The following is a 17,748-nucleotide window of genomic DNA, read 5'->3' as shown; positions in this document are numbered from 1 at the left end:
CGCCGCCGGCGGTGGGTTGGTGGCCCTGCCGCGCGGGCCGTCGTTCCCGCCGGGGCGAGCAGCTTTCGGCGTGAGGGCGGTGGCCCCACCATGCGGGTGGTCCTTCCCTGCCGGGGGCGCCGCTGCCGAGGGATGGGTCGGCAACGCCGGGGCGGGCCTTCGTGCCGGGGCTGGTCGCCGCCGGCGGTGGGTTGGTGGCCCTGCCGCGCGGGCGGCCGTTCCCGCCGGGGCGAGCAGCTTTCGGCGTGAGGGCGGTGGCCCCACCATGCGGGCGGCCGTTCCCGCCGGGGCGGCGCCGCTGCCGAGGGTGGGTCGTCAACGCCGGGGCGGGCCTTCGTGCCGGGGCTGGTCGCCGCCGGCGGTGGGTTGGTGGCCCCGCCGCGCGGGCGGTCGTTCCCGCCGGGGCGAGCAGCTTTCGGCGTGAGGGCGGTGGCCCCACCATGCGGGCGGCCGTTCCCGCCGGGGCGGCGCCGCTGCCGAGGGTGGGTCGTCAACGCCGGGGCGGGCCTTCGTGCCGGGGCTGGTCGCCGCCGGCGGTGGGTTGGTGGCCCCGCCACGCGGGCGCTCGTCCCCGCCGGGACGGCCCCCGCGCGCCCGTTCGCCGCCGCCCCACGGGCGGCCGAGGGGTCAGGCCAGGCGGCGGACCGGCTCGCCCGCCAGGAAGGCGGTGATGTCCTCCACGGCCTGGGTGAAGTACGCCGTGTAGTTGCGCTGGGTGACATAGCCCAGGTGCGGGGTGGCCAGCAGCCGGGGGAGAGTGCGGAAGGGGTGGTCGGCGGGGAGCGGCTCCTCGTCGAAGACGTCGACCCCCGCCCCGGCGATCCGGCCGGCGCGCAGGGCGCGGGCCAGCGCGTCCTGGTCCACGATGGCCGCCCGCGAGGTGTTGACGAGGTAGGCCGTCGGCCGCATCAGCCCGAGCTCCGTCTCGCCGACCAGCCCGCGGGTCCGCTCGCCCAGCACCAGGTGGACGGAGACGAAGTCGCTGTCCGAGAAGAGCTCTTCCCTGGTGACCCGGACGGCGTCCGCGGCGGCGGCCCGCTCGTCGGTGAGGTTCGGGCTCCAGGCCGCCACCTCCATCCCGAACGCCCGCCCGATCCGCGCCATCTTGCTGCCGGTCTTGCCCAGCCCCAGCAGCCCCAGCCGCCGGCCGTGCAGGTCCGCGCCGACGGTGCTCTGCCAGGGGCCGCCGTCGCGCAGCGCCGTGTTCTCCCGGACCAGGCCGCGGGCCAGCCCCAGGAGCAGGGCCCAGGTCAGCTCGACGGGCGGCTCGGGGTTGCTGTCCGTCCCGCAGACGGTGACGCCGTGCCGGGCCGCCGCGTCGAGGTCGACGGACGCGTTCCGCATGCCGGAGGTGATCAGCAGCCGCAGCTTCGGCAGCCGGGCGAACAACTCGGCGGGGAACGGGGTGCGTTCCCGCATGATGACGACGACCTCGCTGTCGGCCAGCTCCTCGGCGAGCCGGTCGTGCCCCGCGATGTGCTCGCGCAGGACCCGTACGTCGACGGCGTCGCCGAGGGCCGACCAGTCGGCCGTGGAGAGGGCGACGCCCTGGTAGTCGTCGAGCACGGTGCAGCGGAGCGTCATCATGTGGTCCTTCGGTGCGGTGAATGGCCGAAACGGCTGATGGGACGGTGACACTCTGCCAGGGGCCCGCGCGGCCGAACGCCGGGGCCCCTTCCCCTTCCCATTCCCTGCGGGACGTTTAGGCCGCGGGCAGCAGCGAACGCAGCGGCCGGGTGTCCGGGACCTCGGCGGCCACCGCCTCCACCGCGGCCGGCACCAGCTCCCCGTAGCCCTCGGGCAGGCGCAGCCGGGCCGCGTCCGACCAGGACAGCTCCCAGCCGGCCCAGCCCGCGTCGACGAGCTCCAGCACCACGAGCGCGTGCAGGCCGCGCAGCAGTTCGGCCCGCGCGCCGGCCCCGCCGTCCTCGCCGGCCAGCCGGGCGGCGACGTGCCACAGGAGGCCGCCGTCGGCCGCGTCGAGCAGGGCGCGCAGCGAACCGTCGCCGCCGGTGTACGCGGCGGTGGCGGCGCGCAGCCGTTCCGCCTCGGCCGCCCGGTGGGCGCGGATCCCGAAGTGCACGAGCTCCGGCCACGAGGCGCGGCGCAGCCGCAGCACCTCGGGCGCCAGCGTCGCCTCCTCCAGCCGGACCAGCAGCCGCTCCGGGGCGTCGAGGAGCTCCAGGGACCACCGCTCGGGCCCGCCCGTGGCGCGGCCGTCGTCGGGCAACGCCTCGATCAGCGCGACGCGTTCGGCCATCGGCGGGTGTGCGTCGTAGGGCGACGGCTCGCCCTCGGGCAGCTCGCGGGCCAGCCGCTCGAACTCCGCGTACCGGCCCGGCGCCGCGAGCAGGTGCCCGAGGCCGCCGTAGAACTGCCCCTCGGGCGGCAGCAGTCCGGCCGGGAGGCCCAGTGTGGCGTAGCCGTCGAGGTAGAAGTCGTGCAGGGCGGCGAGGGCGGCGGTGCGCCGCAGCGCGGACGCGGCGGCGTCCCGGCCCGCGACGCGCACCGCCACCCGGTCGGCGGCGAGTTCCTGCCGGCGGCCGGCGCCGCGGGTGGCCCGCAGATAGAACTTGGCGTAGCCGACGAAGAGGCGCGCCATCAGGCGGTAGCTTCGCCCGGCGCCGTTGACGCCGGTCTTCTTGGGCTTCCGGCCCTTGAGGGCCCGCTTCTCGGCCGCCGCCCGCTGTTTCGTGAGCTCCTTCTCCACCCGTTTCTCGGATTGCCGCCGGAAGGCCGTCACCGTCCGGGCGAGCGCGTGCCGGCCGCGCAGGGTGATGGCGGAGATCCGGGTGTCGGCATTGCAGTAGTGACCGAATTCATGGCCGAGTACGGCACGCAGCTGACTCTCCGTCAGCCCGGTCATCAGCGGTATCCCGAGATAGAGCCGGCGGCGGCCCGGAACGAGGCCCAGGAAGCGGGAGTTCTCGGAGACCGCCGCGTTCACCCCGCCGATGAGGAGGATCTCGTCGGGCGCCCGGGTCCCGGCCGTGGCGGCCACCTCGCGGACGGCCGCCCACAGCCGGGGCTGCTCCGCCTCGGTGACGGGCAGGCCGTCCTCGCCGTCGTCCCCCGGCGTGCGGAGGTGCAGCATGCCCCGGACCAGCGGGACGGTCAGCAGCAGGGGGAGGGCGATGAGCTTCAGCGTCGCGGGGTGCGCGCCGAGCGACCAGTACACGAACACCCCGGTGCCGACCAGGACACAGAGCACCGCGAGGCAGAACAGATAGAAACCGAAAAGGAGAACGAGCGCGCGGAACGCGCGAAGAGAAACGCCCATCGGGCAGTGGCCCTCACCCGGGTAAGAGAAATGAACGGTGGTGAAAGGCCGTCATTATGTCGTACGTGTGTTTGGGGCGGCAAATGTTTTGCGGGCGCGGGATGATGGGGGAGCGGGGCGGAGGCGGGGGCGGAACATTGAATTCCGAAATGGTCACGGAGTGCGGGGCGGAGCGCCTCCGGCGGGAGACCTAGCCAACCCCCGTGGGGCTCCCTATCATTCGAACGCTCCTCGTCCCAGCGGGCCGTGAAGATTGTCATGGGCATGCCTTGTCGACGCTCCTGACCCGTCTTCTTCCGGTCCGGTTCCCCTCGTCCCCTCGGGCCGCCCGCGCCGCCCGAAGGCAACCGATTGGAGCACCATGCCCGCAGGTCTGGTCACCGCCGGCGCGATCGCCACGCTGCTCGCCTCGGCGTTCGGCACCCAGCAGCCCTCGGTCATCACCAACCCACCGCCGGACAAGATCGTCATCGAGATCGCGACGGTCAACGGCTCCGGCTGTCCGGCCGGAACGGCCGCCATCGCGGTGTCTCCCGACAACACCGCCTTCACCGTCACCTACAGCGACTACCTGGCCCAGGTCGGCGTGGGCTCCAAGCCGACCGACTTCCGCAAGAACTGCCAGCTCAACCTGATCGTGCACGTACCGCAGGGCTTCACCTACGCCATCGCCAGCGCCGACTACCGCGGCTACGCCAAGCTGGAGCCCGGGGCGACCGGCACCGAGAAGGCGTCGTACTACTTCCAGGGCTCCTCGCAGACGACACCCAGCTCCCACACCTTCAGAGGCGCGTACGGCGACAACTGGCAGGCCACCGACTCCGTCCCGGTGGGCTCCCTGGTGTGGGCGCCCTGCGGCGAGCGGCGCAACTTCAACATCAACACGGAACTCCGCGTCAACGCCGGCACGTCCGACCCCTCCAAGACCAACAGCTTCATGACCATGGACTCGACGGACGGCAGCATCAACACGATCTACCACCTGGCGTGGAAGGAGTGCCCGAGCAGGTAGCGGAAACTGCGGCCGGGCCGGGCGCCCGCCCGGTCCCGGCCGCCACCGCCCGGCCATGGGGAGTGCGGACCACACCCCGCGTTCACCATGACTTTAGGCCCCGTTAAGCGCCCGTCACCTGCGAACATAGCGCTCCGCAGGGCCATCGTGACCCAGAGGGTATAGACCTCTGGCGGAAATCACGCCAGTGTGGGGAAGACCACCGCGAAGCCCGCGGCCCCCCACGGCCCGCCTTCGCGTCCCCCCTCGATCGCACAGAGCCTCATGTCTGCTTCCAGCCGTGACACCCTGAGCCCCGCGCCCCCGGCGGACGCCGTCCTCGGCACCCCGGACGCGGTCGTCCCCCCGCCGGCCACACCGTGGCGCGGTCCGTGGGACCGCGGTCTCCCGGGCGGGCCGTCCGCCACCGCCGCCGACCCGCGGCCCCGGGCCGCCGTCCCGTACCGCCCGGCCCACGCGATCTCGCTCCCCGCCTCCCCCCGCTCCGTCGCCACCGCCCGCGCCTTCTCCCGGCGCCTGCTGGCCGAGTGGGGACTGGACGCGCTGACGGACGACACCGCCCTCCTGCTCTCCGAGCTGGTCACCAACGCGATCGTGCACGTCCCCGAGGGCACCGGCGACGTCGAGCTGTCCCTCTCCCGCACCCCCGCCCACCTGGTCGCCCGGGTCACCGACCGCGGCGGCGCCCTGCCGCGCTGCTCGCTCGCCGCGAAGGACAGCGAGAACGGCCGCGGCATGTGGCTCGTCGAGCAGATCGCCGACCGCTGGGGGCACGACGCCTCCCCGGCGGGCAAGACCGTGTGGTTCGCCCTGCCGCTCCCGGACGGCCCCCGCGCCACCGGAGGCCCCTCCGGCGGCCCCGCGGACGCCTGACCCCGCCGCCCCGCCGCGAGCGCCCGGCTGCGCGCCGCGCGGGATCCGAGGGACGATGGAGAGCGCGGCGCGGCGGACGGCGGCGCGAGCGGCGGGACCGGGCCGGGCGCGACGCCCACCGGCACCCCGAGGCCGCCCCCACCGCGCGCGGGCGCAAGGAGGACCTCGCATGGGCACCACCGACGGATTCCGGACCGGCCCCGGCCGGACCCGGCCCGCCTGGGACGAGGCGGGCGGCCTCCTCGACGTGCTCAGCGTGGCCGCCGTGGTCCTCGACCGCGAGGGCCGGATCATCCTGTGGAGCCCGCAGGCCCAGGACCTCTTCGGCTGGACCCCGGCCGAGGCGCTCGGCCAGTACGCCGCCCGGCTGCTGGTCGCCGAGGAGGACCTCGCCGTCGTCCTCGACCTGTTCGACCGGGTGATGGGCGAGGGCGAGAGCTGGGCCGGCGTCTTCCCTGTCCGGCACAAGGACGGCGGCCCCCGCCTGGTCGAGCTGCGCAACGTCCGGCTGGAGGGCCCGCACGGCAGCATGTACGCCCTCGGCATCGCCACCGACCGGGAGGTCCTGCGCGACCTGGAACGCGACCTGGCGCTCTCGCTGCGCCTGGTGGCCCAGTCCCCGATCGGCCTCGCCGTCCTCGACACCGAGCTGCGCTACGTGATGGTCAACCCCGCCCTGGAGCGCATCCACGGCTTCCCCGCCGAGCACCACCTCGGGCGCCGGATCGGCGAGGTGCTGCCGTTCGTCGACGTCGAGGGGAGCGAGGCCACCATGCGCCGGGTGCTCGCCACCGGCGAGCCGGAGCTGGACCGGTTCGTGGCGGGCGGCATCGGCGGGGGCGAGGACGACCGGGCCCGGCTGGTCTCCTACTACCGGCTGGAGGACGCGGGCGGGCACATCCTCGGCGTCGCCGCGTCCGTCGTGGACGTCACCGACCGCTACCGTGCCGACCTGGCCGCCGCGGAGGCCCGGCGCCGGCTCGCCCTGATCGCCGACGCCTCGGTGCTCATCGGCACCACCCTCGACCTCGACCAGACCGCCCACGAGCTGGCCGGGGTCGTCGTCCCGGCGCTGGCCGACGTCGCCGCCGTGGACGTGCTGGACGCCGCCCTGGAGGGCAACCGCGCGCCTGCGGGCCGGGCGACCGCGATCCGGGCGCTGGCGGTCGCCTCGGCCGGCACCGCGGGCGCCGTCGACGCGGCCCGGGCCGCCGACCCGACCGGTGAGCTCGCCCACTACCCGGCCGACCGGCTGGTCGCCGAGTGCGTGGCCACCGGCCGCCCGGTCCACCTGCCCCGCGTCGGCACCCGCGACCTGCCGCGCATCGCCCGCGACGGGAAGGCCGCGGCCGTCCTGGCCCGGGCCGGGCTGCACTCGTACATCGCCGTGCCGCTGATCGCCCGCGGCGAGGTGCTCGGCGCGCTGGACCTCAAGCGCACCGACAACCCCGTCCCGTTCACCGACGACGACGTGGTGCTGGCGGGCGAACTGGCCGCCCGCGCCGCCGTCTGCATCGACAACGCCCGCTGGTACCAGCGGGAGCGCGCCGCCGTGCTCAGCCTCCAGCGCACCCTGCTGCCCCAGCGCCCGCCCAGCCCGCCGGGTCTGGAGGTCGCGTACCGCTACCAGCCGGCCGGCACGGCCGGTCAGGTGGGCGGCGACTGGTTCGACGTCGTCCCGCAGGACGGCGGCAAGAGCGCCCTGGTCGTCGGCGACGTCATGGGCAGCGGCATCACCGCGGCCGCCGCCATGGGCCAGCTCCGCACCGCCGCCCGGACCCTCTCCGGCCTCGGCCTCGACCCGGCCCAGGTGCTCCGCCACCTCGACCGCGCCGCCACCGGTCTGGACCAGCAGATCGCCACCTGCGTCTACGCCGTGTACGACCCCGAGGGCGGCCGGTGCTGCGTGGCCAACGCCGGGCACCTCCCGCCCGTCCTGCTGCGCGACGGCGGCCCGCCCGTCCTGCTCGACCTGCCCACCGGCGCCCCGCTGGGCGTGGGCGGGGTCCCCTTCGAGAGCGTGGCCGTGGACCTCGCCCCGGGCGACCGGCTCGTCCTGTACACGGACGGCCTGGTGGAGACCCGCGACGAGGCCCTGGACGTCCGCCTCGCCGAGCTCGTCCGCGTCCTCGACGCGCCCAGGACCGGCCTGGAGGAGACCTGCGACCTGCTGCTCTCGGTGTTCCGCCAGGGGAGCGACGACGATGTGGCGCTGCTGATCGCGGAGGCCGGAGGCTGAGCGGACGCCGTCCGACGGGAGGTCAGGCGCCCCCGCCGGCGTTCTCCCCGGCGGGCAGGTCCCGTAAGGCGCACCGGGCCCGGGCGGCGGTGTCGAGGATGTCGTTCAGCATGCGGGACAGCTGGTCCACCCGCGCCGGCGGGGCCTCCGACCCGGGCCCGCCGCCCGCGAGTTCGCTGTTGACCTGCCGGAAGACCTGCTCGTCGAGGAAGTAGGCGGGCCGTGGGATGCCCAGGCTGTCGCTGACCTTGAGCAGGGTCTCCAGGGTGAGGTTGGAGCCGTCCGCCGACTCGGCCTGGGAGAGCGTCCGTTTGGAGACCCCGGCGCGTTCCGCCAGCCCGGCGAGGGTGAACGGGCCGTCGGGATGGTGCTGGCGCACGTACCGCAGGCGCCGGGCGACGTCCGCCTTGGCCGCGGTGATCCGCGCCTCCAGGGACGGGTGTTCCCCGCCCTCCGCGGGCGCTCCCCCCTGCTGCATCGTCCACCCTCTCGCGCACGCTCCGACCCGAGGACTCTAACCGGCCGGGGAACGGCCCGGCCATGGAAGTACCCCGGAGACAAAGCCGCGTTCTGTGGATGATTGCCGGATTTGTCGAGAGTGGAGACGGAGGGAAGACGGATATGGACCGACTTTGGGTGCAATACATTGCGACTTGGGGCAGCAAGTTGCCATGGCCGGATCCGGATGACTAACGTCCGCGATGACACGGACGGCGACCGCTCAAAGCCACGGGGGTGCTTTGAGGGCGGTCGCCGTCCGTGCCCCTCACTCGTCCCTCAGATACGGCACCGTCCAGCCCTCGGCGTCGTACTCGGACAGGCACCGGTCCACGAAGCCGCACAGCTCGTCCCGGAGCCCGGTGCGCTCCGCGAACTGGTACGTCTCGAAGCGGGTCACCTCCGGGTTGGCCGCGTGCAGGCTCTCGTAGAGCTCGTGCCGGCTCGCGAACTCGCTGCCCACGCCGTCCCACACCAGCTTCATCAGCTTGGCGCGCTCCTCGGCGCCGCCCCCGTCCGCGCCCCGCAAGTAGACGTCCAGGAGCGGCCGGAGACCCGGGGCGCGGAAATCGGCCGGGTGGGACACGGTACTGATGAGGGGGCCGGCGACCAGCCGCTGGATGAGCTGCCGGACCGTCCGGTACGCGGTCGGGGCCAGCACCCGGTAGGCGAGGCAGGGCGCCAGCGGAGGGTGCACGCGGCCCCGCGCCCACGGCTCGGACCGCTCGGTCATGGCCGTCACCAGCGCGTGCACGGTGTGCCGCCACGCCAGCGCCTCGCCGACGCCCGACCGCACCCCCGGGTGGACGTCGCTGCCGTTGCTGCGGACGGCCTTCAGCAGCAGCCCGCACAGGAAGTCCAGCTTCACCGACATCCGGACGGCGCTGTGGAACAGGAACCGCGGCAGGAACCCGCTCCCGTGGGCGAACGCCCCGGCCCGCTCGACGTCACGGTGGATCAGCACGTCCGACCAGGGCACCACCGCGCGGTCGAAGAGCAGCAGGGCGTCGTTCTCGTCGAACCGGCTGGACAGCGGATGGTCGAACGGGCTGTCCGACCGGCCGTCCCGGAGCTCGTACCCCGCCCGGCAGACGACCTTGAGCCCCGGGGTGTGCAGCGGCGCGACGAACGACACCGCCTGCGCCGGGTCGTCCGGCCGCGGACCGGTGTGGCTCACGAACGCGTACTGCGTCAGGGCCGCCCCCGTGGCGATCCCCTTCGCCCCGCTCACCACGATCCCGTCGGCCGTCTCCGCCACCACCCGGACGCGGAGCCCCGCGCCCGCCCCCTTCTCCGCGTGGCGGCTCACCGGGGGGTCGACGAGGGCGTGGCTCAGGAACAGCACCCGGTTCTGCGCCCGCGCGTACCAGGCCGAGGCGTTGGCCGCGAACGGGCCGTAGAAACCCGGGTCGGCGCCCAGCGTCGCCATGAACGACGCCTTGTAGTCCGGCGTCCGGCCCATCCAGCCGTACGTCATCCGCTGCCACACCGCGATGGCGTCCCGCGCGGCCCGCAGGTCCGCCGTCCCGCGCGGCGCCCGGAAGAACGGGTGGGTGACCGTCCCGCCCGCGTCGCTGTCCACGGTGAGCACCCCGCGCAGCGCCGGGTCGTGGAGGGCGTCGTAGAGCCGGGCCAGCGTCCGGGCGCTGTTGCGGAACGCCGGGTGGGCGGTGACGTCCGCGACGCGCTCGCCGTAGATCCACACCTCGCGGCCGTCCCGCAGGCTCTCCAGGTACTCGGCGCCGGTGGGCGGCCGTTCGACGGCGCGGCCGCCGTCGGGGCGTGGCGGGGCGGGGGCCGGGGAACTGACGTGCTGGTCGGGCATGGGCGGTGCCTCCTGGCGGTTGACTGCCGGTCGTTGTCGTCGTTCCCGCGTTCCCGTGCCCCCTCCGCGTCCCCGGTTTCCCTCGTTCCGTGCCGGGGGCGCGCGGCCCCGGCCGCGCCCGGCGTCAGCCCGCCATCGCGCTGACGCCCCCGTCCACGACGACGTCCGCGCCGTTGACGTACGCCGCCGCGTCCGACGCGAGGAACGCCGCGAGCGCGGCCACCTCCTCGGGCCGGCCCACCCGCCCGGCCGGGATCCGCCGCAGCAGGCCGGGCACCCCGCCGCCCGGGTCGTCGATGTGCGGGGCCGTCGCACGGGTCCGGATCAGCCCGGGGCTGATGGAGTTGACCCGGATCCCGTGCGCCGCGCCCGCGCCGCACAGATGCCGCGTCAGCGCGAGCACGCCCCCCTTCGCCGCGCCGTGCGCCGCCTGCTGGACGAAGAGGGCGCCGCGCGAGCCGGAGATGGACGCGATGTTGAGGACGACCCCGCCGCCCCGCGCGACCAGATGCGGCCACGCGGCCCGGGTGCACAGGTAGACGAGGTCGAGCTCGTTGCGGAGAGTGTGCTCCCAGTCGTCCGGGCCGAGCCGGTCGAACGGCGCGTTCCGCAGCGACGACGCGTTGTTGCACAGGACGTCGAACGGGCCGAACGCGTCCACGGCGAAGCCGATCCACGCCTCGGCGCCCTCCCGCGTCGCCAGGTCGACCGGAGCGAGCGACACCATCTCCCCGCCCGCCTCCCTCACCAGCCGGACCGTCTCCTCCGCCGTCCGGGGATCGCGCCCGCACCCGACGACGCGGGCGCCCTCCCGGGCGAACTCCACGGCCGTCGCCCGGCCAATCCCCGAACTGGTCCCGCTGATCAGGACGGTCTTGTCGTCAAGCCGGCCCATGGCGACGTCCTCCGTTCGCTGGGTGCTCCGGAAGCCGGCGCCGCGGACCGCCCGCGGACACCGGCGAGGAAGGCGGCGGTCCGCTCGGGGGTGGCGATGCTGTGCCACATGGCCGGCGGATCGTCGAAGTTGGCGGCGAAGGCCGTGGCCACCGCCGGATCCGCGGCCGCCGCCCGGAACAGCTCCAGCAACTGCGGGGTGGGCGGCCGCACGAACGCGGCGGTCCACTGCGCCACGCTCTCCGCGTACGGCCGCATCCGCTCCTCCGCGGCCCGGCAGAACGCCTCGTCGAACGGCGGCCCGGCGGCCACCTCCTCGGCGAACTCCAGGGCGCAGTACGAGGCCAGGTTGGCGCCCTGCGCGGTGATGGGGTCGTTGACGCACCACGCGTCCCCCAGCGCGAACGCCCACGTGCCGCCGGCCAGCGGCCGCCACGCCCGGCGCACCACCGGCACCACCCCGCCCTGGACGAGGTCGCCCGGCCCGTTCAGCCGGAACTCCCGCTCGTCGATCCGCTCGCGCAGCCCGGGCACATGGCGGCGGAGCGCGTCGAGCACGACGGTGTGGAAGCGGTCCGGGTCCTGGGCGTACGGGGTGCGGCAGACGCTTTCCAGCGGGCCGCCCGGGACGGCCTCCAGGCCGAGGACGTCGACGCGGCCGTCCGCGCAGACGAACGGCATCCGCAGCACCTCGCCCACCCGCGGCACGGCGTGGAACTCGATGCTCCGGGGGACCGCCTCCGCGATGCCCCGGTACAGCCCGCCGCACAGCACCCGCTGTGGGGCGTCGAACGGGGAGCGCCGGGGGTCCCGGGGGAACAGCTCGCCGGCCGCCCGGCCGCCCGCGACGACGACCAGGTCGTACCCGTCGGCGAGGCCGCGGACGGTCCGCGCGGTGAGCTCGGTGACGACGTGCCGGCCGCCCCGCGCCACGTACTCCTCGACCAGCGCGGGCAGGTAGAGCCGGAAGTCGACCATGCTGTACGCGGGATGGGGATCGGCGCGGAAGGACAGCGGCTCCGGGCCGTGGACGGTGACCGTCCGGGTCTGGGCCAGGGTGTCCGGCGCGGTCCAGAAGTCGACGCCCAGCAGGGCCTCGCGGCGGCGGGTGCTCCCCGAGCGGGCCACGAAGTTCAGCGCCCGGCCGCGCCGCACGTCCTCCGGCGCCCGCGCCCCGAACAGGGTGGCGTCGACGCCGAGTTGGAGCAGCCGCAGGGCGAGGTGGAGGCCGGCGACGCCGTCCCCGGCGATGGCGATCCTCATGGGCCCACCACCCGCCGGGCGGCGGGGCCCCGGAGCTTGCCGGTGGCGCCGCGGTCGATGCGGTCCACGATGGTGATCCGCCCGACGGTGACGCCGAGTTCGCGCAGCACCTCGGTCGTCCGCCGGGGGACCAGGCACGGCTCGCCGGGGGCGGCGACGAGCAGTTCGACGTGCTCGCCGCGGAGCGGGTCGGCGACGGGCACACAGGCGAGGTCGGCGCAGGCCAGGGCGGCGCGCAGCCGCTCCTCCAGCACATCGAGGTCGATCCGGCGGCCGTTGACCTTGATCAGCCGGGAGCGGCGGCCGTGGAACCGGAAGGTGCGGCCGTCCAGCCGCCGGACGTGGTCGTCGGTGGTCCACCGGGGCAGCGGCCGGCCGTCCGGGCCGAGGGCGAGCCGGGGGCCGGCGACGGTGAGCCGGCCGGCGGGCCCGGGGGCGAAGCGGACGTCGTCCAGCAGCGTCCAGGGCTCCGGCGCCCCCGCCGCCGGGGACCGGAGCGCCGGCCCGGTCCGCTGCCGGTGGGCGATGGCGCCGGTCTCCGTCGACCCGAACACCTCGATCAGCCGCATCCGCCCGGGGCCGGTCGCCGCGGCGAACTCCCCGGCCGTCGCCGGCAGCGTCGCGGTGCTGTGCAGGACGGTGACGTGCTCGCGCCGGCCCAGCACCGACGGGTCACGGAGCAGGACGGGGAACGCCCACGGGATGGCGGCCACCAGCCACCGGCCCGCGTCGAGGGCGGGCACCGGCAGCCCGTACCGGGGCCAGTAGCAGAGGGGGACGCCGAGCGCGGCGGGCAGCAGCACGGTGGCGACCAGGCCGTAGAGGTGGGCCGGGGGAGCGAAGGACAGCACCGCCCGGGGGCGGTCGGCGCGGACCAGCCCGGCCAGCAGGCGCGCCTCCGTCCACAGCTGCCATCTGCTGTGCCGCCAGCGGACGGCGGGACCCGTGCTGCCGGAGGTGCACACCTCGACGAGGTCCGGCACCACCTCCGCCACCAGCCGCGCGGCCGCCCCCGCCCCCAGCCCGTCCCAGCGGACGACCGACGGTCCCGGCGGCCGGTCCGGCGCGGCCAGCACCTCGGCGAGGAACTCGCGCGGCGACGGCTCCAGATACCCCTCCATCACCGCTCCCCACCGGCCGGGCCCACCACCGCGGCCGCGTACGTGCCACCCCAGGAGGCGGCGGTCACCAGGGCGCGGCGCGGCCCGGCCGCCCGCTCGTCCGAGAGGAAGGCGCGGGCGCCGGGCAGCGGATCGGGCGGCTCCGTCGCGTACGGCAGCCGGCCGCCGCCGCAGCCGTCGAGCGCGGCGACGAGGGACAGCAGCGGGCCGGCCGCCTGACAGTGCCCGACCGCCCCCGCGAGGGCGGTCAGCCGGGTGCCGGCCGGCTTGAGGCAGGAGGCGACGGCGGCCAGTTCGGCCTCGTCCAGGGCCGGTACGCCGTGGGCGCACCCGTAGACGTCCACGTCCTCCGTGCCGCCCGTGCGGGCCCGGTGCGGGCCGAGGCCGCGCAGGGCGAGGTCCAGCGCCCGGGACCAGGTCTCGGCGCACAGCGGCGCGCCGGACGCCCGCCCGGGACCCGAGGTCACCGCGTGCCCGAGCAGCGCGCCGAGCGCGTCCGCGCCCCGGGCCCGGGCGTGGCCGGCCGCCTCCAGCACCACGGCCGCCGCCGCCGGCGCGACCGGGCCGGGGGCCGGCGTCCGCGCGTACGGCCGGGACGGGCCGGGGCCGCGCAGCCCGTAGGCGCCGAACGCCCGGGCGAGCGTGCCGGTGACCTCGTCGGCCGCCACGACGACGACGGCGTCGGCCTGGCCCGCGCGGATCAGGTCGGCCGCGTGGCCCAGGGCGACCAGCCCCGAGGCGTCACCGGTGGAGACGGCCGAGAGCGGGCCGCCCAGGCCCAGTTCCAGGGTGGCGTAGCCGGCCGTCACGCTGGTGACGATGTTCGGCGCGTGCACGGCGCTGACGTACTCCGGGCCCTCTCGGCGGACGGTCTCGTTGAGCAGTTCCACGGTCCCGATCGGGCCGGCGGCGGTCGCCACGACGACGCCGACCCGCGCGCCGTCCCGCAGCCCCGCCTCGTCCCAGGCCATGCGCGCGGCGGCCACCGTCAGCGCGCCCAGGGCGTCGACCCGCGACCGGTGGCCCGGGGCGAGGTGGCCGGCCAGGTCCTCCGGTACGCGGGGCGGGCCGGCCGGGGCGGGGCCACGCAGGGCGGTGAGGAACGCGCGCCGCCCGAGCCCCAGTGGGGAGACCACCCCGGCGCCGGTGAACACGAGCTCCGTGGCGGACGGCTGAGGTCCTTCGCCACCGTCCCGGGACAGGACCAGCGAGCAGCAGGCGCCGCCGAACGCGATCGAGTTGGACAGGGCGACCCGGACGCCGGCCCGCCGGGCGGTGCGCGGGACGACGTCCCAGACCGGTGTCGCGTCCGCGTTGGCGGTCGGCGGGAGGAGCCCGTCCCGCAGCGCCAGCGCCGTCAGCACCGCCTCGACGGCGCCACAGGCCCCCAGCGTGTGCCCGACCTGCGGCTTGGAACTGCTCATCGGCGGCGGGTGCGGACCGGTGAACACCGCCCGCATGGCGCTGAGTTCGGCCGTGTCGTTGGCCGGCGTCCCGGTGCCGTGACCGTTGACGTAGCCGACCGCGTCCGGGCCGAGACCCGCCCGGCCCAGCGCGCCGAGCATCGCGTTCCGCAGGCCGGCGCCGTCCGGCGGCGGCGCGGTGATGTGGTGGGCGTCGCTGGTCAGCCCGTAGCCGCGCAGCCAGGCGAGGACCGGCACCCCGCGCGCCCGCGCCGAACCCTCCGACTCCAGCACCAGGAACGCCACCGCCTCCCCGAGGCTCAGCCCGCCGCTGCGGGCGTAGGGCGCGCAGGGTGCGGAGTCGATCGACTTCCAGCTGGCGAACGTGGCGACGGTGGTGACGTTCAGCGCCTCGTACCCGCCCACCAGCATCACCGTGGCCCGCCCGGCGGCGACGGCGTCGTACGCGTACCCGACGGCGTTGGCACCGGCGACACACCCGGTGGCGAAGACCGCCTTCGGCCCCCGGGCGCCGACGGCCGCCCCGAGCTCGTCGGCCACGGTGTGCGCCGGGTGCGGGGCGGGGCCGGTGGCCGCCCGGTAGCGCTTCCAGAGCTCCTCGGAGCCGGCGTTGGTCCCGAGGGCGAGGCCGATCTCGTACGGGTCGAGGGAGTCGGGGGCGAGCGCGGCGTGCCGCAGGGCGCCGCGGCCGGCCTGGCGGATGAGGAAGGCGGCGTCGGGGGGTTCGGTGGGGGCGGAAGGCTCGGTACGGCCTGTGGTCTCGGGGCTCTCGGCGTCCCCGGGCGGCGTGACGGCGCGGGTGCTCTCAGCGCTTGCCGCGCCCGGGGCGCCTGCCACCCCCTTGGCCCCCGGCCACGACGCCGCCGGGAGCCGTGCCGCCACCACGTCCGCCAGGTCCGAGCACCGCCCGAGGGCCGAGTCGCCGGCGCACACGGCCCGCCAGACCTCCTCCGTCCCGACGCCCAGCCCGGTGGCCAGGTACACCCCGGTGACGGCGACGCGCGGCGGCGCGGCGGGCCGTCGGGCGGGGCTCACGCGGCACCGCCCCCGGCCGCCCGCCGCGCCTCCGCCGGGGCGCGCGCGGCCGCGGGGTTCCCGGCGGGCCCGTCGGCGGGCTCCGTGACGAGGGCCACGATGGCGCGGATGGTCCGCAGCCGGTCCGGTTCGACGGGCCGGGGCGGGAGTCCGAGGGCCCGCTCCACCCGTGTGAGGACTTCCAGTTGGGCCAGGCTGTCGTAGATCGCGTCCGGCAGTTCGTCCAGCGGGCGGTCGCGGGGCCACTCGGCCGCCGACGTGCCGAGGACCGCCCCGACGGTCGCGCGGACGACGGACTCGGCGGCGCGCGGTTCACTGACGCGCGGTGCGTCGGCGCGCGGTTTCGCGGCGTGCGGTTCACCGGACATGGGACCTCCCCTGCTGTGCGGGCAGCCCGTCGGCCGCCTCGGCGTCGGGTGCCGCGAGCGGCGCGGTGAGCCGCCCGGACCGGATCAGGCCGACGAGACCGGCCAGGTCGACGTCGAGCCGCCGGTCCCGGTCGACGAACGGGACCACCGTCCGTACCAGGTCGCGGGCGGCCCGCGTGGCGGGGGCCATCCGGTCGTGGCCCCGCAGGTCCACCGCCTGGCACAGCGCGGCCAGGGCGATCGCGGCGATGTTCTCGACCAGTTCGACGGCCCGCCGGGCGTCGCGGGCGGCGATGGAGGCCATGCTCACCTTGTCCTGGTTGTGGGACTCGGTCGAGCGGGAGAACGCCGTCGCCGGCGCGGTGTTCTTCAACGCCTCGGCGGCCAGGGAGGAGCAGGCGATCTGCGCGGCCTTGAAGCCGTGGTGGATGCCGGCGTCGGCGTCCGTGTCGTCCGTCGGGCGGACCAGGTTCGCGGTCAGTCCCTGGTTGCTCTTCTCGTCGACGACCAGCGCCACCTGCCGGTCCAGCAGGTCACCGACGCTCGCCACGGCGAGCTTGAGGGCGTCCATCGCCTGCCCGACGTGGCCGCCGTAGAAGTTGCCGCCGTGGTGGACCTCCCCGGCCACCGGGTCGAACAGCGGGTTGTCGTTGGTGGAGTTGATCTCGGTGTCGAGCCAGTCGGTGACCCAGTCCAGCGTGTCGTTGAGCACTCCGGTCACATGCGGCGCACAGCGCACGGAGTAGCGGTCCTGTAGTCCGGTGCGCAACATCTGGTAACCGGCGCCGTCGAGCCGGGGGTTGGCGCCGACCCGCTCCTGGTGCTCGACGGTCAGCTTGGAGCCCGCCAGCAGACGGCGGATCCGCGCCGCGCTGGCCCGCTGGCCCGGATGCGGCTTGTGCGTGTGCAGGAACGGTTCGAACGGGCCGCTGCTGGCCTGGACGGCCTCCGCCGTCAACGCCGTGCACAGGTCCGCGACGACGGCCAGCTCGCGCGCCGCGCGGACGGCCGCGACCGCGTAACCGCTCATGAACGACGTGCCGTTGATCAGCGCCAGCCCCTCCTTCGGCGCCAGCTCCACCGGGGTGAGCCCGGCCCGGCGCAGCGCCGCGGCGGCGGACCGGGGCTCGCCCCGGTGCAGCACCCGGCCGTTGCCGGTCAGCATGTCGGCCAGGTACGCCAGCGGGACGAGGTCACCGCTCGCGCCCACCGACCCCCGCTCCGGGATCAGCGGCAGGATGTCCTCGCGCAGACAGTCCGCCAGCAGCTCCACCAGCGCGACCCGCACCCCGGAGTAGCCGCGGGCCAGGCAGTTGGCCCGGATCAGCATGGTCGCCCGGGTCACGTCGGCCGGTGCCGGGTCGCCGCTCCCCGCCAAGTGGCCGGAGATGAGGTTGCGTTGGAGGGCGGCGGCCTTCGCCGGCCCGATGTGCCGCCCGCAGCTGTCGCCGAAGCCGGTGGTCACCCCGTACACGGGCTGCCCGGAGGCGACGAGCTTGTCCTTGACCCGCTGGGCGGCGGCCATCCGCGCCCCGGCGGCCGGGTCGAGCCGGATCTCCCGCCCCTCGGGGCGCCGCGCGAAGTCCGCGACGTCGTCGGAGCGCAGTGCGTCGGATCCCAATACCAGGGCCGCGCCGGTCGTTCCGGCCCGCGGCGGATTCTGCGTAGGCGTCAACGGCATTACGGAGACCCCCTCGATCCTGGTTTCCCTCCGGATGGTAGGCGGATTTCACCGCCGCGGGTGAGGGGCCGGGAGGAAGGAGAACCCGAACGTGGCATCCGTAGGCCAATACGATGACGGATTCCCGCCTGAATTGCGGCGTCATTCGACCGGAATACCGCGTCGCCCTGGGATAAATGACGTCGGAATTCATGGGACGAACCGCCGATCGCGCATCGGCCGACCAGGCCACCGG

The 17,748-nt window shown here is 75.7% G+C and carries 13 protein-coding genes; 3 read left to right on the top strand and 10 right to left on the bottom strand.

What is annotated here, in order from left to right; genetic code table 11:
* Window positions 1–627 precede the first annotated feature (627 nt).
* Entirely contained in the window at window positions 628–1,584 is a 957-nt protein-coding gene (locus tag K7I03_RS03710; RefSeq protein WP_185942203.1) for a D-2-hydroxyacid dehydrogenase family protein, read from the bottom strand.
* Window positions 1,585–1,702: 118 nt separating this feature from the next.
* Window positions 1,703–3,280, bottom strand: a complete 1,578-nt coding sequence (locus K7I03_RS03705) for a M48 family metalloprotease (RefSeq protein ID WP_185942003.1) — start codon at window positions 3,278–3,280, stop codon at window positions 1,703–1,705.
* 361 nt (window positions 3,281–3,641) lie between these two features.
* On the opposite strand from K7I03_RS03705, the gene K7I03_RS03700 reads away from it, so the two are divergent.
* From K7I03_RS03700 to K7I03_RS03690, 3 genes are all read left to right on the top strand, one after another.
* Window positions 3,642–4,292 (top strand): DUF4360 domain-containing protein, encoded by a 651-nt coding sequence (locus K7I03_RS03700; RefSeq protein WP_185942002.1) that lies wholly within the window; start codon window positions 3,642–3,644, stop codon window positions 4,290–4,292.
* A gap of 264 nt (window positions 4,293–4,556) precedes the next feature.
* On the top strand, window positions 4,557–5,165 hold the full coding sequence (locus K7I03_RS03695) for an ATP-binding protein (protein WP_185942001.1): 609 nt from the start codon (window positions 4,557–4,559) through the stop codon (window positions 5,163–5,165).
* A 169-nt stretch (window positions 5,166–5,334) separates the two neighbouring features.
* Window positions 5,335–7,404: a SpoIIE family protein phosphatase gene (locus K7I03_RS03690; protein WP_185942000.1), complete on the top strand. Its 2,070-nt coding sequence runs from the start codon at window positions 5,335–5,337 to the stop codon at window positions 7,402–7,404.
* A gap of 22 nt (window positions 7,405–7,426) precedes the next feature.
* Here K7I03_RS03690 and K7I03_RS03685 read toward each other — a convergent pair whose 3' ends face one another.
* The 8 genes from K7I03_RS03685 to K7I03_RS03650 form a co-directional block, all read right to left on the bottom strand.
* The gene (locus K7I03_RS03685) at window positions 7,427–7,882 is read right to left on the bottom strand and encodes a helix-turn-helix domain-containing protein (protein WP_185941999.1); all 456 of its coding nucleotides are present in this window, start codon (window positions 7,880–7,882) and stop codon (window positions 7,427–7,429) included.
* Between the two features lie 288 nt (window positions 7,883–8,170).
* Complete coding sequence (locus K7I03_RS03680; protein WP_185941998.1) at window positions 8,171–9,727, bottom strand: 4-hydroxyphenylacetate 3-hydroxylase family protein; 1,557 nt, start codon at window positions 9,725–9,727, stop codon at window positions 8,171–8,173.
* A 124-nt stretch (window positions 9,728–9,851) separates the two neighbouring features.
* Window positions 9,852–10,622: an SDR family NAD(P)-dependent oxidoreductase gene (locus tag K7I03_RS03675; RefSeq protein WP_185941997.1), complete on the bottom strand. Its 771-nt coding sequence runs from the start codon at window positions 10,620–10,622 to the stop codon at window positions 9,852–9,854.
* Window positions 10,592–11,884 carry a styrene monooxygenase/indole monooxygenase family protein gene (locus tag K7I03_RS03670; protein WP_185941996.1) on the bottom strand — a complete coding sequence of 431 codons (1,293 nt, stop codon included), beginning with the start codon at window positions 11,882–11,884 and terminating at the stop codon, window positions 10,592–10,594. The genes K7I03_RS03675 and K7I03_RS03670 overlap by 31 nt, the downstream gene beginning before the upstream one ends.
* The gene (locus K7I03_RS03665; protein WP_185941995.1) at window positions 11,881–13,005 is read right to left on the bottom strand and encodes an AMP-binding protein; all 1,125 of its coding nucleotides are present in this window, start codon (window positions 13,003–13,005) and stop codon (window positions 11,881–11,883) included. Before K7I03_RS03665 ends, K7I03_RS03670 begins: the two co-directional genes overlap by 4 nt.
* Entirely contained in the window at window positions 13,005–15,464 is a 2,460-nt protein-coding gene (locus tag K7I03_RS03660; RefSeq protein WP_185941994.1) for a beta-ketoacyl synthase N-terminal-like domain-containing protein, read from the bottom strand. Before K7I03_RS03660 ends, K7I03_RS03665 begins: the two co-directional genes overlap by 1 nt.
* On the bottom strand, window positions 15,461–15,832 hold the full coding sequence (locus tag K7I03_RS03655) for an acyl carrier protein (protein ID WP_185941993.1): 372 nt from the start codon (window positions 15,830–15,832) through the stop codon (window positions 15,461–15,463). Before K7I03_RS03655 ends, K7I03_RS03660 begins: the two co-directional genes overlap by 4 nt.
* Window positions 15,822–17,513 carry an aromatic amino acid ammonia-lyase gene (locus K7I03_RS03650; RefSeq protein WP_224346854.1) on the bottom strand — a complete coding sequence of 564 codons (1,692 nt, stop codon included), beginning with the start codon at window positions 17,511–17,513 and terminating at the stop codon, window positions 15,822–15,824. The genes K7I03_RS03655 and K7I03_RS03650 overlap by 11 nt, the downstream gene beginning before the upstream one ends.
* Between the last annotated feature and the right edge of the window lie 235 nt (window positions 17,514–17,748).

The sequence above is a fragment of the Streptomyces mobaraensis genome (assembly GCF_020099395.1).
Taxonomy (GTDB): Bacteria; Actinomycetota; Actinomycetes; order Streptomycetales; family Streptomycetaceae; genus Streptomyces.
Note: the sequence above shows the minus strand (reverse complement) of the source record. Positions and strands in the feature narration are given on the sequence as shown.